Raw genomic sequence first — 13,285 nt, forward strand, 5'->3', positions numbered from 1 at the left:
GCGATGGGGAGGGGAGATCAGTCGGCGACGCTGGCTTGCCATGCACGCGTGGCCAGACGCCGCACATGCTCGCGCACATCGGCGGGCCATGCATCCGTCACCTGCATGAAACGCTCGCGCTCCTTTCGCCAGAATGCGCGCGAGGCTTCTTCATAACCCGGGAGATTACCCGCCATCGCGCTCATGAAGCGATCGACCGCTTCACCCGCCAGACGGGCCGCATCGCGCTCAGCATGAGTGCGACGTGCCTCGTCGACCAGCCGCCGCAAGCTGGCCGATGCACCACCAGGCTGGCTAGCCAGCCAGTCCCAATGACGCGGCAACAAGGTGACCTCACGTGCAACCACGCCCAGCTTCGGGCGGCCGGGGCCGCGCGGCGCAAGTTCGTCGTCCTGCGACGACGCGGGGAGGCGGGCAAGTACGTCGGCGAGCGTGCCGCGCAGGTCGAGTTCCAGCGGACGCCCATCGAGTTCGTCGAAGACCAGCACCGGTCCGTCGACCCCGGCGTCGACCGCGCGCTTGGTCGCCAGGGCGACCTCGGCCAGCGAACCGGCAGCAATGCGGCGGTGGCCGTCGAAAGCAATGCAGGAGGCTGGAACAGTCATGGTTTTGTCCGGGTATAAAGTGAAGGCGGATATTGCCCGGGTAATAAATAAAGGTCAACACTTGGCCGGCCGGGCCAGGCGTCACGCGGTAAGATTTTTCTACACTCCCGCCGCGCCTTTCCCATGGTCATCCATCCCCCGCATCGCTCGCTTCGATTGATGCTGTTCACCCTGCGCGGATCGATCATCCCGGTGATCTGGAAGCGCGTGCTGGGCATGGTGCTGCTGGCCGGGGCGGTGGTGCTGCTGGAACGACACCTGCCGCATACCGGGGTCGAGCTGGGGGCCATCCCGCTGACCCTGATGGGACTGACGCTGGCGATCTTCCTGGGCTTTCGCAACACGGTGGCCTACGAACGCTGGTGGGAGGCGCGCACGCTGTGGGGTGAGTTGCTGATCGTGGTGCGCAATCTCGCCAGGCAGACGGTGAGCCTGCCCGACAGCCTCACGGCGTCGGAACGCGAACGCATGGTGCATCGACTGATTGCCTTCGCCCACGCGCTGCGTCATCAGCTACGCGGTACCGCGCCGGGCGACGAGGTGTCTCGCTGGCTGACGCCTGAGGAGGCCGCCGCGCTGGCCGGCCGGCCCAATCCGCCGAACGTGCTGCTCGCACTCATCGCTCAGGGCTATGCGCAGCTGCATCGGGAGCACCGGCTCGATCCCATGCTGCTGGCCAACATCGATGCGCAGGTGACGCGCCTGTCCTATGTGCTGGGCGGTTGCGAGCGCATCCAGGGCACACCTATCCCGCTCGCCTACATCCTGCTCCTGCATCGAACGGTCTATGTGTACTGCCTGCTGCTGCCGTTCTGCCTGATCAGCAGCGTGGGCTGGGTGACACCACTGATGGTCGGCGTGCTCTCGTACACCTTCTTCGGGCTCGATGCACTGGGTGACCAGATCGAGAATCCCTTCGACCGCCTGCCCAACGACCTGGCCCTGGATGCGATGTGCCGCACGGTCGAAATCGGCCTGGGCGAATTGCTGGGTCAGCGCGACCTGCCAGCGCCGCTGCAGCCGGTGGACGGCGTCCTGCTTTAAGCCACCAGGACCGGCCGGGAGGCCCAACCCCTACCTTGGTATCGCCGTAGTTTTACGGTGTTCTCCGCGTGCGCTTCACGCCGCTTGAGACAAGCTGACCCCGTGACCGCGAAGGATGCCGGCCACTCGTGCCGCCCAGGCAACGCTGTGTTGTCTCGATTCGACCTATTTCCAGTACCGGTCGGTCCAATAAGTTATTAAACTTAGCGGTGCACAAACTCCTCCCCCAAAGTCAAAGAAGAAAGACCATGCGACATCCCCTCCTGCGCAGTGCGGTTGCGCTGGCCCTGATGGGCATTTCCGCTACGACCCTGGCCGACCCCCGTATCGAAATCAGCGGCGGCCGAAGCTACTCAGACAGTTACTGGACCAATACGGCGTGGATCGAAAGCATCTGGGGCGAACACGCCTTCGGCAACAGCCGATTCTCGTGGGCGCCAGCCGCCTCCCTGGGCTTTATCAATGGCCGCAATGTCTCCAAGTACGGCAACGCCGTTTCCGATGACGTATGGCTGCTCGGCGGCGGCGTGCGCATGCGCTACGGCAACGGCGACGACTGGTACCACCACCTGTTCTGGACCTCCGAGATCGCCGCCCAGGGCGGCCGCACGCTGGCGCTCAGCAGCGGCGGCGAATTCGTCAACTCCGTCGGCTGGCAAGGCGACCACTGGACCTTCCAGATCCGCCACGTCTCCAACGCCGGCATCAAGGGCTCCAACCGCGGCGAAACGATGGCGCTGGTGGGCGTCGCGTTCAATCCTTGATGGAGTGAAACAACAACGGCCCATGACGGGCCGTTGTTGTTTGGACGTCTGAATGGATCGCCGCATCGTGTTCGATCAAGTAACACGAAACTGCTCTCTCTAACCGACTCTGCCCGCAGAGCGGAGCGCACCCTGCGCGCGACCAGCCGACCGAGCGGCACATCCAGGCGGTGCGGTCGCGCACAAGTGCGCTCCTACAAGGGAGGACGCAAGTCCGTGGATGGCGGATCAATCTTGCCGCTCGGCTTTTTTTGTGGGAGCGCACCCTGTGCGCGACAAACCTACGGAGTGGTACACCGCAGCGTGGCTGTCGCGCACAGGGTGCGCTCCCACAGACAAGCCGGCGGCAAAGGGAATGCGGAACGACCAAAGCCGATGCGCAGCGAGGCTCCGGTTTAAGTCCTCAGCGATTCGGGCGCGTTGCGCAGCGCTTTGAGGTACCCCCTGTGTACCCTTGGAGGTTGTCCCACAACGACGCGCCTCGAGCGTTCTGGCTTATCCAAACACGATGCTGCAGGCGTTATCAGGCCACTTTCTTTGGGTTACTTTTCTTTTGGGCCAGCAAAAGAAAAGTGACTCGAGCGGCGGCAGCCGATCGAAACGCCCGCCGCGCAGGCGGCAAGCTGGCCACGAGGCGACAACCCGATACCGACGCTACTGGATGACTAGCCATTCGGCTGTTGAAGAGCGCTTTCGGCCCTCGCCCCCTCTTGTGGGGTGCGCCGGGATGACGATCAAAATCAAAAAGAGGCCGCATCACTGCGGCCTCTTTCATCACACCCAGCGATCAATGATCCGCCCCAGGCCCCGCCTTAGCCCCAAACGGCGGCCGCGCCATCCACACCACGCCAATCAGGCAGATAAACACCCACCCCAGCATGTGGAACACCTCATTGAACGAAATCTGATACGCCTGCTGATTGATCAACTGCTCCAGCAACCCATTGCTGGCCTGCCCCGTCACACCGACGGCTTTGAGCGTCGCCTGCGCCGAGTTGTCGTACGGCGTGAAGTGTTCGGTGAGATGCGCGTGATGCACGATTGCGCGGTGATCCCAAAGGAAGGTCGTCAGCGAAGCCGAAAAGCTGGCGCCCAGCGTACGCAGGAAGGTGGCCAGGCCACCGCCTGCGGCAATCTCGTTCGGCCGCAGGTCCGATAGCAGGATGGTGGTGACCGGCATGAAGAACAGCGCCACGCCCAGACCCTGAAACAACTGCACGCCCGCGACATGCATGAAGTCGATCTGCAGGAAGAAGTTCGAGCGCATGAAACACGTGGCGCCCATGATCAGGAACGCGCACGAGGCAAGCAGACGCATATCGGTGCGCGCAGCGTATTTGCCGACGATGAAGGTCAACATCACCGGCAGGATGCCCAGCGGCGCCGCGGCGAAGCCCGCCCAGGTGGAGGTATAGCCCACGGTACGCTGCAGCCACTGCGGTATCAGCAAGCCGATCGCGAAGAACGCCGCATAGGCCAGCACCAGCGCAATCGTGCCCGTGCGGAAGTTGTGATGCCGCAGCAGCTTCAAGTTGACGATCGGTTCGTCGTCGGTGAGTTCCCAGATCAGGAAGACGGCAATCGCAATCGCCGACACGATCGCCGTGACGATGATGAAAGTCGAGTTGAACCAGTCCTCGTCGTTGCCCTTGTCCAGCACGATCTGCAGCGCGCCCACGCCGATGATCAGCGTGATCAGGCCCACGTAGTCGATCTTGGGCCGCGTGGTGACATCCACGCGCCCCTTCATCTGGTTGGCGACCACCATGCTGGCGAAGATGCCGATGGGCACGTTGATGAAGAAGATCCACGGCCACGAATAATTGTCCGTGATCCAGCCACCGAGGATCGGACCCGCAATAGGCGCGACCACCGTCACCATCGCCAGCAGCGCGAGCGCCATGCCTCGTTTCGCTGGTGGATAAATGGAGATCAGCAGACTCTGCGTGATCGGGTACATCGGTCCGGCCACCGCACCCTGGATGGCGCGGAACAGGATCAGCATCGGCATGCTCTGCGCGGTGCCGCACAGGAAAGAGGCGAGCGAAAACAGCATCGTCGACCAGATGAACAGCTTCACCTCGCCGAAGCGGCGCGTGAGAAAGCCGGTCAACGGCAACGCAATAGCCGTGCTCACCGCGAACGAGGTGATCACCCAGGTGCTCTGGTTGACGCTTACGCCGAGGTTGCCGGCAATCGTCGGCAAGGACACGTTCGCGATCGTCGTGTCGAGCACCTGCATGAAGGTGGCCAACGAGAGACCGACGGTCGTCAACGCGAGGTTGCGCGGCTGGAAATTTTGGCTCATCGCACGGATAACCTGCGGTATGAAGTATTGGCGCTACGAATGTGCCGCAGCTGCCTCGGTTCCTGCTCGTCATTCCGGCGCCGGCCGGAATGACGGTACTCACCAACTAAGGTAGGCACGGAGGCGTCATGCCTCCATGCCCGCCCGTTTACTGCTTCTGAGCTTCGCCACCGGCCATGTTCGCGTGGATGATGTCCGCGATCATGCCGTCGGCCTTGGCCAGCTGTTGCTTGTACACATCGGTGGTAAAGGCCGGCTGCGTCGGCGCCTGCTTGGCAAGCAGCGGGCCACTGGTGTCGTGCAGGTTCACCGACACCTTGGTCGACAGGCCGATGCGCAGCGGATGCTCTTCCAGCTGCTTGGGATCGGTGAAGAACACGCGCACCGGTACGCGCTGCACGATCTTGATCCAGTTGCCGGTAGCGTTCTGCGCCGGCAGCAGCGAGAACGCACTGCCGGTGCCCACGCCCAGGCTCTCGACCTTGCCCTTGTAGGTGACCGAGCCGCCATACACGTCGGCCCGGATATCCACCGGCTGGCCGATACGCATATTGCCCAGCTGCGTTTCCTTGAAGTTGGCATCGATCCACACGCCGTGCAGCGGCACCACCGCCATCAGCGGCGTGCCCGGCGCCAGGCGCTGGCCCAGCTGCACGGAGCGCTTGGCCACGTAGCCGTCGACCGGCGCAAGCAGCGAGGTGCGCACGTCATCGAGATAAGCCGCGCGCACTTTGGCAGCGGCCGTCTGGACGTCCGGATGCGATGCGACGACGGTGTCATCCACCAGCACCTTGTTGGTCTGCAATTGCTGTTGCGCGGTGGTCAGGGCGCTCTGCGCGGTGGTCAGCGCATCCATTGCGTGCGACAGCTCTTCGGCCGAGATGGCACCGGACTTGGCGAGATCGCGGCGACGGTTGTAGTCCTGCAGCGCCTTGTCCACCGCGACCTTGCGCACGGCCACTTCGGACTGGGCACCGCTCACGTTGCTGTAGAGGCCGCGCACCTTGCGAACGGTGCCGGCAAGATTGGCGCGAGCCTGCTCCAGCGCGACATCGGCATCGGCCGGATCGAGCTTCACCAGCACGTCGCCGGCATGCACCAGGTCGCCGTCGTCGGCGCCGATGGTGATGACCGTGCCGGTCACCTGCGGGGTGATCTGCACGAGGTTGCCGTTGACGTAGGCATCGTCGGTGTCTTCAAACCAACGGCCTTCGACGAAGTACCACACGCCCCAGCCGACAGCGGCAAGCACCAGCACGGCGACGAGTCCCTTCAACAGGAAACCGCGACGGCTCTTGGGGGGTTGGGCGGCTGCGGTCTCGGCCGCAAGCGGATTCTGGCTAGACATGGGGATAGCCTTTAGAGCGAATGTTCAGAGGAAGATTGGACGGCCACATCGGCCGCGCCCGCCTGCGGGCGGAAACCGCCGCCGAGGGCCTGGATAAGCTGCACGGAGAGGTCGACCTGCTGCGACTGCAGGGCGGCGAGGCGCTGCTCGGCGACCAGCAGCTGCTGGCGCACAATCAACGCTTCGAGATAGCTGCCGACGCCGGCCTTGTAGCGCTGCTCGGCGAGCTGCCAGGCCTGCGTGCCGGCATCCACCGCGCGCTGCTGGGCGGCGACCTGTTCCTGCGCGGACTGCACGGCGTCGTAGCCGTCGGCCACTTCGTTCACCGCGCGCACCAGCGTCTGGTTGTACTGGGCCACGGCTTCGTCGTACTGCGCATCCTTGGCGGACAGATTGGAACGCAGTCGGCCGCCGTCGAAAATCGGCAGGCTCAGCGACGGACCAAACGTGTAGAAGCGCGCCGGCAACTGCAGCGGATTGATGCTGCCGAACGCCGCTACGCCGGCCATCGCGCTGAGGCTGACGTTGGGCATGAACTGGGTTTTGGCGACCTTGATCTCCTTGCCCGCCGATTCCACGCGCCAGCGCGCGGAGACGAGATCGGCGCGGTGGCCGATCAGTTCGGTCGGCACATCGGCCGGCACAGCGAGCGCTGCAGGGTTGAGTGCCTGCGGACGACCGATGTCGAGGCCGCGATCCGGCCCCTTGCCCAACAGCACCGACAACGACGAACGCGCTGCGTCGATGGCGCGATTGGCCGCGGCCAGCTGCTGGTCCGAGTTGGCCACTTCGGTTTCGCTCTGCTTGAGCTGCAGCTGATTGTCGAGACCGGCGGACACGCGCTGCTGGGTCAGCTGGCGCGCGGTGGTGGCGCGCTCATGCTCGGCCTTCGCCACATCCTGCTGCGCATAGGCGTAGGACAGCTGCACATAGGCGCGCGCGACATTGGTGGAAAGCTCGATGCGCGCGGCCTGCTGTTCGATTTCAGCGGCATGCTGCTGACCGACGGCGGCTTCCCACGCGGCGCGCTTGCCGCCCCACAGATCCAGGTCCCAGCTGAAGCTGGCACGCGCGTCCTTGAACCAGGTGAACTTGCCGCCGCCAAGTTCCGGCGGCGCGGCGGTCAGCGGCAGACGCTGACCAATCACATTGGCGCCGGCAGTCACGCTGGGGCCGCGCTCGGCATCGGCTGTACCGGCTTGTGCCTGCGCCTGGCGGGCGCGCGCGTCGGCCACGCTGAGGCTGGGGTTGTCCTTCAGCGCTTCGGTGATCAACGCGCTCAGCTGGGGATCGCCCAGACCGGTCCACCAGTCGTTGGCGGGCCAGGCAGCGGGGGAGAGCGTGGCGCCGGACAGGCTGCGATCGGCCTTCAGTGACGAGGCGTCGGTCAGCGTGCCTTCCGGGTGCAGGCCGCCGCTGCTGACGCATCCCGCCAGCGCGAGTGAGAGGCCGGTGGCTGCCGCAAGGATTTGCAGACGCATGGCGTAGGTTTCCAAAAGTAGAAGCGGGTCAATTCATATCGCGGAGCGCGTTCAGCACGCGCACCAGGTAATCGCGCAACTGCTCACGCTCGGTCGGGTTGAGCGCCTTTTGGGCGGCATCCAGAACGTGTTCGTTGCATGGCGTCATCTGCCGCCACATGTCGTCTCCCGCCGGGGTCAGCTCGATGCGCAGAGCGCGGCGGTCCTGTTCATGCGGCAGGCGGCGCAGCAGGCCCTTGCCTTCGAGCTGGTCGAGCTGGCGCGTCATCGCGCCGCCGTCCAGTTCCACCGCGCGGGCCAGTTCACTGGCCGACATCGGGCCCATCAAGGCCAGGCGCTTGAGGATCAGGAACTGGGTGAAACGCAGCTCGATACCCGCAGCCTGCATCTCGGCTTCCAGCTTGCGCACGATCTCGCCGCGAACCAGCCCGACGAGTACGCCGATGCTGTCCTGGGGGTAGGAAGGGGTTTGGGAGGAGGTCATGGGAGGGCAATTTTATTGCCGGAATAATATTTGTCAAGGCAAAGATGTGTTGGTTAGATTTTGCCCGGACAAGGTCTAGCTGCCCTCAATGGGGTCCCTCCCGCAGCTCATCCTCCAGCCAGGTCCGCAGGGCCGGGTGGCGCACTTCGAACAGCTCGAACACGCCCAGCGCCCGCAGGGTCGGCAGCAGGGCGACCAGCCTCGGCTCCAGGGCTCGCCGGCTGGCCTCGGGCAGGTCGGGGTCCAGCATCTGGTGGGCACAGGCCACGAACGCCTCGAGCGGCTCGGTCTCGGCGGTGGGCATGCGTACGGCAATCATCGACATGGATCGGCTCCCTTGGACGCCGGGGCGGCGCCGCGCTGGCTGAATCAAGACGTGTATCGGCGTGCGGGCGTGACAGCTCCGGATCAAGCAGGAGCTTTGGCAGGGCTCGACAAACCGCGACTGTCGGCACGTTCGACACCGCGAGCGGCGGCAGCGGTGGGGATCGGGCCAGCATGATTGGGCAGACGGAGTGATTACTGTTAGCGTTATTTGGTCAAAGTTTGTCGAGAATCAGCCATGGGCCATGTCAGCGAGCACGACGAGAACCGCTTCCACGAGCTCATCGAGCGCCGCGATGGACCCTCGGTGATCGCCTACTGGACCGAGGGCGAAGCCGCCAGCGAGTACCACGACGGCACCCGCGAGTACGGCTGGCACTCCCATCTGCGCGGCCAGCTGTACTGCGTGGAAAGCGGACTGGTGCACGTGCGCACGGCCCAGGGTTCCTGGCTGCTCCCCCCGCACCGCGCCGGCTGGATGCCGCCCGGCGTGGAACACACGGTGACCCTCAGCGGCCCGATGACCGGCTGGGGCGTGTTCGTAACCCCGCCCGAATGCGGCTGTCTGCCTGCCGAACCGTGCGTGATCGGTGTGACCGAGTTGATGCGCGCGCTGGTGCGCCGCGCCAGCTCCTGGATCTGGGAAGCCCAGCTGGACGAGAGCCAGGAGCGCCTGACCACCGTGCTGCTGGAAGAAATCTGCCGTGCCCAACGCGAACCCTTGCACCTGCCCATGCCGGTGGACCGCCGCGCCTTGCGCATCGCCGTGGCGCTGCTGGAAAACCCCAACGACAACCGCGGCCTCGATGAGTGGGCCGGCTGGGCCGGCCTGTCGCCACGCAGCCTCAGCCGCTTGTTCCGCAGCGAAACGGCGTTGAGCTTTGCGCAGTGGCGACAGCTGGCACGTTTGACCCACGGCCTGGAACGCTTGGCCGACGGCGAACCGGTGTCGGCGGTAGCGGATGCCTTGGGCTATGCGAGCGTGAGCGCCTTCGTGGCGATGTTCCGGCGGAGTTTTGGCCAACCGCCCGCGAGGTATTTTGCGGCGCAAGGCGCGCAGTAGCGCACTGAGTCCGCACCTTGCCGCTTGCCTGTGGGAGCGCACCCTGTGCGCGACAGCCACGCCGAGGTGTACCGCTCCGTAGGTTTGTCGCGCACAGGGTGCGCTCCCACAAAGAGCCGACCGGCAAGATTGATCCGCCCGAGGCCTGCGTGCTCCCTTGTAGGAGCGCACTTGTGCGCGACCGCAGCGCGTGGGTGCATCGCTCCGTAGGCTGGTCGCGCACAAGTGCGCTCCTACAAGAGAGCGGCCCAGCAGCGTCGGACGTTGCGTGGCTCTTGATGGGGCTCTCCGCTCTCGGGGTCTCCGCAACCCGCACGCGCACCTGGAGGGCGCAGCCCGGAAGGCTCGTCATCCGGGGGTGTTGAAAGGCGCTCCCGGCCAACGCCGAGATGACGAGCCAAAGAAAAAGCCGCTCCAGTTGAAGCGGCTTCTCAAGGTTGACCCCTCACCACCGTAAAAGGTGGCAACGCCGCCAACCCTCTCCCCGCCGGGGAGAGGGAGCAGAGCGCGTTACTGCTTCACCGGCTTCACATACGTATTGAACAACTCATCAATCCGCCGGTACTCGTCATACCAGGAGTCCGCATGCGTAAAGCCATGCCGCTCCATCGGATACAACGACATCCAGAAGTTGTTCTTGTGCAACTCGATGAAGCGCTGATACATGCGGATGGTGTCGCTGGTCATCACGTTGTCGTCGATCAGACCATGCTGCATCAACAGCGGATCCTGCAGCTTGTCCGCGAAGTTGATCGGCGAGCTGACCTGGTACGACTCCGGATCGAGCTGGGGATCGTTGAGGATGTTGGAAGTGTATTCGTGGTTGTAGCTGGTCCAGTCCGTCACCGGACGCAGCGCAGAACCAGCGGCGAATTCGCCTGGCGCGCGCAGCAGCGACATCAGCGTCATGAAGCCGCCGTAGCTGCCGCCGTACATGCCCACGCGCCTGGTATCGACGCCGTGGTTCTTCACCAGCCAGGCCTTGCCGTCGAGCAGGTCTTCCAATTCCGGATGACCCATCTGGCGATAGATCGCCGTGCGCCACGCGCGGCCATAGCCGTCCGAAGCGCGGTAGTCCATGTCGAGCACCACATAGCCCTGCTGCACCAGCAGGTTGTGGAACATCTGTTCGCGGAAGTAGTTGGAGTAGGACAGCGTGACGTTCTGCAGATAGCCCGCGCCGTGCACGAAGATCACCGCGGGACGCGAAGCGGCGGCGGCTTCATCCGCCGGGCCGTAGTACTTGGCCCAGATCGTGCCCGCGCCATGCGACGACGGAATGCCGATGATCTTCGGCTGGATCCACGCATGCGCGGTGAAGGCCGGCTTCATCGTGTTGGTGAGTTCGCGCGATGCGCCACCGTCGACGCCTTGCACGGCCAGCTGCGCCAGCGTGTACGGCGCCGAATGCAGCACGGCGAGCTGGCGACCATCGGGAGACAGCGCGAAATCGTCCATGCCCTGTACCTGCGTCAGGCGGGCGAGTTCGCCGCCGGCGCTGGGCACGCGATACACGTCATAGCTATATGGCGCGACCTGGTTGGTGCGCACGTAGAACCACTGGCCGTCCTGGCTCAGCGCGGGATGGCTCACTTCGAACTTGCCGCTGGTGAGCGCCTTGGCCTTGCCGCCGGGCGACTTGGTATAGAGCTGCGAGTAGCCGGTTTCCTCGCTGAGATACCACAGCGTGCGGCCATCCTTGAGCCAGCCGAAATCGTTGAAGTTCCAGTTGATCCAGGCGTTGTCGGTGAGGCGGTGCTGGTTGACCAGTGCGTGCTTGTCGAAGTCCACGCTGGCGATCCAGCGGTCCTTGTTGTCGATCGCGCGCAGCTGGATGGCCACGTTCTGGCCGTCGTCGCTCCACACGATGCCGCCACCGCCGCCGTCGTCGGCATTGGAGACGATGCGCACCGGGCGGATCTCCGGCGCCTTCAGCGCCTTGGCTTCATCACCCTTGCCGTCCTTCTCGAGCGCGGCCACCGTCTTGGCGCGGATGTCCTTGAGCGGGTCGTCCTTGATGCCGGGGAGACCGTCGGTCTTCAGCGGATAGAACTTGGCGGACTTCAGATCCACCAGCACCATCGACTGCGGCGCGGGATCGTTGCGGCCCACGTAGACGCGCGCTTCCTGCTGCTCGGCGTAACCCGAGTCGGTCACGTAGTGAGTGACTTCCGGACGCTTGCCTTCCTTCGCGCCCTTGGGCTTGGTCACCACCACCATCCAGCGGCCGTCCGGCGACAGTTCGGTGTCGGCCGGTTCGCCGCCTTCGCCCAGATAGATGGGCTTGGGTGCACGGCCGGGATCGGCGGCGATCAGTGCGTCGTCGTTGTCGCGCGAGGCGTCCTTGTCGGACTTGTTTTCACGCAGCGAGCGGAACAGCTCCAGCTGCATGTCCTTGAGCTGGTCGGGCTTCTTGGCCTGCGGATCGTCGACAAAGCGCAGCACGGCAGCCGGTGCGCTCACGCCGGAGGCGAGGTCGTAGACGAACCAGTTGTTGGCCTGGCGGTACTGCAGGCTGCGGCCATCGCTGGAAAAGCGCGGCGCGGATTCCGCCTCGGTCGAGCGGGTCACCTGCACATGGCGGCCGGTGGTGAGATCGACGATGAACACGTCGCCGTGCATCACATAGGCAGCGTGGCGGTGCGCCCGGTCGTAGACCGCCGGGCCTTCGGCCTGCGCCATGGCGGCGGGATCGAGCTTGGTGGCCTGGCCACCGGCGGCGTCGACGCGATACAGGTCGCGCACCTTGCTGCCGTCGCGCTTGAGCGAGTAGTACAGGCTATAGCCGTCCACGCTCCAGTAGGGCTGTTCCACCGCAGCGCCGATCCAGTCGGGATTGGCCATGATGGTTTCCAGATCCAGCTGCGCACCGGAGGACGGGGGCGACAAGGCCGCCGCGGGCAGCGTGGCAAGGGCGGCAAGGCCGGCGAACAGCGTTCGGCGCATGGATGGCTCCACAGTCAAAACGTCGGAGCATAGCCAAGCCTTCGGACTGCACAAGCGCCGATGGTCCCGTACAAACTGATCGCCTAGGCAGGTAGTCTTACCGGTTATCCCCAAGCCCATGTCGGGCTTCTGGTCGGCGCCTTGTCGGCCAACCCCGCGGGCCATGCGTTCCGTGAGGTTCTCCTGCGTGTCTTCAAGGCATGCTATCCCCCTGAAAGACCCAGCACGGCGAACAACATGCCCCTCCCTACTGTCGAGATCGAAACCGCTCCCAACCCCGGCCATAGCGTGATCTGGCTGCACGGACTGGGGGCCGACGGCAACGACTTCGCCCCGATCGTGCCGGAGCTGGTCTCGCCGGAGTGGCCGGCGTTGCGCTTCGTCTTTCCGCATGCGCCGGTGCGACCGGTGACGGTCAATGGCGGCATGCCGATGCGCGCCTGGTACGACATCGTGGGGGTCGACCTGATTTCCCGCCAGGACGAAACCGGGATGCGGGCCTCCATCGCCAGCGTCGAAGCGCTGATCGCCCGCGAGAACGAGCGCGGCGTGCCCAGCTCGCGCATCCTGCTGGCCGGCTTTTCGCAGGGCGGCGCCATCGCACTGGCGGGCGGCCTGCGCCACGCGCAGCCGCTGGCAGGCATCATCGCCCTGTCCACCTACCTGCCGTTGCAGGACTCCTTTGCCAGCGAACGCAGCCCCGCCAACGGCCACGCCTCGGTGTTCTGGGGCCACGGCACCGCCGACCCGATCGTGCCGCTGACCCGCGGCGTCAGCTCGCGCGATCTGCTGCAGTCGCTGGGCTATTCGGTCAGCTGGCACACCTATCCGATGCCGCACTCCGTGTGCGGCGAGGAAGTGGCCGACCTGCGCCAGTGGATGACGGTGCGCCTGGGCGTCTGATGGCCGCCGGCTGTC

Annotated in this window: 11 protein-coding genes; 4 read left to right on the forward strand and 7 right to left on the reverse strand. The window is 65.0% G+C overall.

Annotated elements, in window-relative coordinates:
• Positions 1 to 17: 17 nt before the first annotated feature.
• Complete coding sequence (locus AC1DE1_RS06690; RefSeq protein WP_477176574.1) at positions 18 to 605, reverse strand: DUF2239 family protein; 588 nt, start codon at positions 603 to 605, stop codon at positions 18 to 20.
• A 123-nt stretch (positions 606 to 728) separates the two neighbouring features.
• Here AC1DE1_RS06690 and AC1DE1_RS06695 point away from each other — a divergent pair, with 123 nt between their 5' ends.
• Positions 729 to 1,649 (forward strand): bestrophin family protein, encoded by a 921-nt coding sequence (locus tag AC1DE1_RS06695; RefSeq protein WP_477176573.1) that lies wholly within the window; start codon positions 729 to 731, stop codon positions 1,647 to 1,649.
• A gap of 248 nt (positions 1,650 to 1,897) precedes the next feature.
• On the forward strand, positions 1,898 to 2,413 hold the full coding sequence (locus tag AC1DE1_RS06700; protein ID WP_477176572.1) for a lipid A 3-O-deacylase: 516 nt from the start codon (positions 1,898 to 1,900) through the stop codon (positions 2,411 to 2,413).
• 787 nt (positions 2,414 to 3,200) lie between these two features.
• On the opposite strand, the gene AC1DE1_RS06705 is transcribed toward AC1DE1_RS06700, so the two are convergent.
• The 5 genes from AC1DE1_RS06705 to AC1DE1_RS06725 form a co-directional block, all read right to left on the reverse strand.
• Positions 3,201 to 4,721, reverse strand: a complete 1,521-nt coding sequence (locus tag AC1DE1_RS06705) for a DHA2 family efflux MFS transporter permease subunit (RefSeq protein ID WP_477176571.1) — start codon at positions 4,719 to 4,721, stop codon at positions 3,201 to 3,203.
• A 148-nt stretch (positions 4,722 to 4,869) separates the two neighbouring features.
• Positions 4,870 to 6,069 (reverse strand): EmrA/EmrK family multidrug efflux transporter periplasmic adaptor subunit, encoded by a 1,200-nt coding sequence (locus tag AC1DE1_RS06710; RefSeq protein WP_477176570.1) that lies wholly within the window; start codon positions 6,067 to 6,069, stop codon positions 4,870 to 4,872.
• Positions 6,070 to 6,080: 11 nt separating this feature from the next.
• Positions 6,081 to 7,550, reverse strand: coding sequence for an efflux transporter outer membrane subunit (locus AC1DE1_RS06715; RefSeq protein WP_477176569.1), 1,470 nt, complete (start codon positions 7,548 to 7,550; stop codon positions 6,081 to 6,083).
• A gap of 28 nt (positions 7,551 to 7,578) precedes the next feature.
• Positions 7,579 to 8,034: a MarR family winged helix-turn-helix transcriptional regulator gene (locus AC1DE1_RS06720; RefSeq protein WP_441601864.1), complete on the reverse strand. Its 456-nt coding sequence runs from the start codon at positions 8,032 to 8,034 to the stop codon at positions 7,579 to 7,581.
• Between the two features lie 85 nt (positions 8,035 to 8,119).
• Entirely contained in the window at positions 8,120 to 8,359 is a 240-nt protein-coding gene (locus AC1DE1_RS06725; RefSeq protein ID WP_441601863.1) for a hypothetical protein, read from the reverse strand.
• A gap of 237 nt (positions 8,360 to 8,596) precedes the next feature.
• Here AC1DE1_RS06725 and AC1DE1_RS06730 point away from each other — a divergent pair, with 237 nt between their 5' ends.
• Positions 8,597 to 9,421 (forward strand): AraC family transcriptional regulator, encoded by an 825-nt coding sequence (locus AC1DE1_RS06730; protein WP_477176567.1) that lies wholly within the window; start codon positions 8,597 to 8,599, stop codon positions 9,419 to 9,421.
• A 510-nt stretch (positions 9,422 to 9,931) separates the two neighbouring features.
• Here the strand turns inward: AC1DE1_RS06730 and AC1DE1_RS06735 are convergent.
• A complete protein-coding gene (locus AC1DE1_RS06735; protein ID WP_441601861.1) occupies positions 9,932 to 12,367 on the reverse strand; it encodes a S9 family peptidase in 2,436 nt (811 codons plus the stop codon).
• Positions 12,368 to 12,604: 237 nt separating this feature from the next.
• Between AC1DE1_RS06735 and AC1DE1_RS06740 the strand changes: the two genes are divergently transcribed.
• On the forward strand, positions 12,605 to 13,270 hold the full coding sequence (locus AC1DE1_RS06740) for an alpha/beta hydrolase (RefSeq protein ID WP_441601860.1): 666 nt from the start codon (positions 12,605 to 12,607) through the stop codon (positions 13,268 to 13,270).
• Positions 13,271 to 13,285: the final 15 nt, after the last annotated feature.

Source organism: Dyella sp. 05T440, from assembly GCF_056395965.1.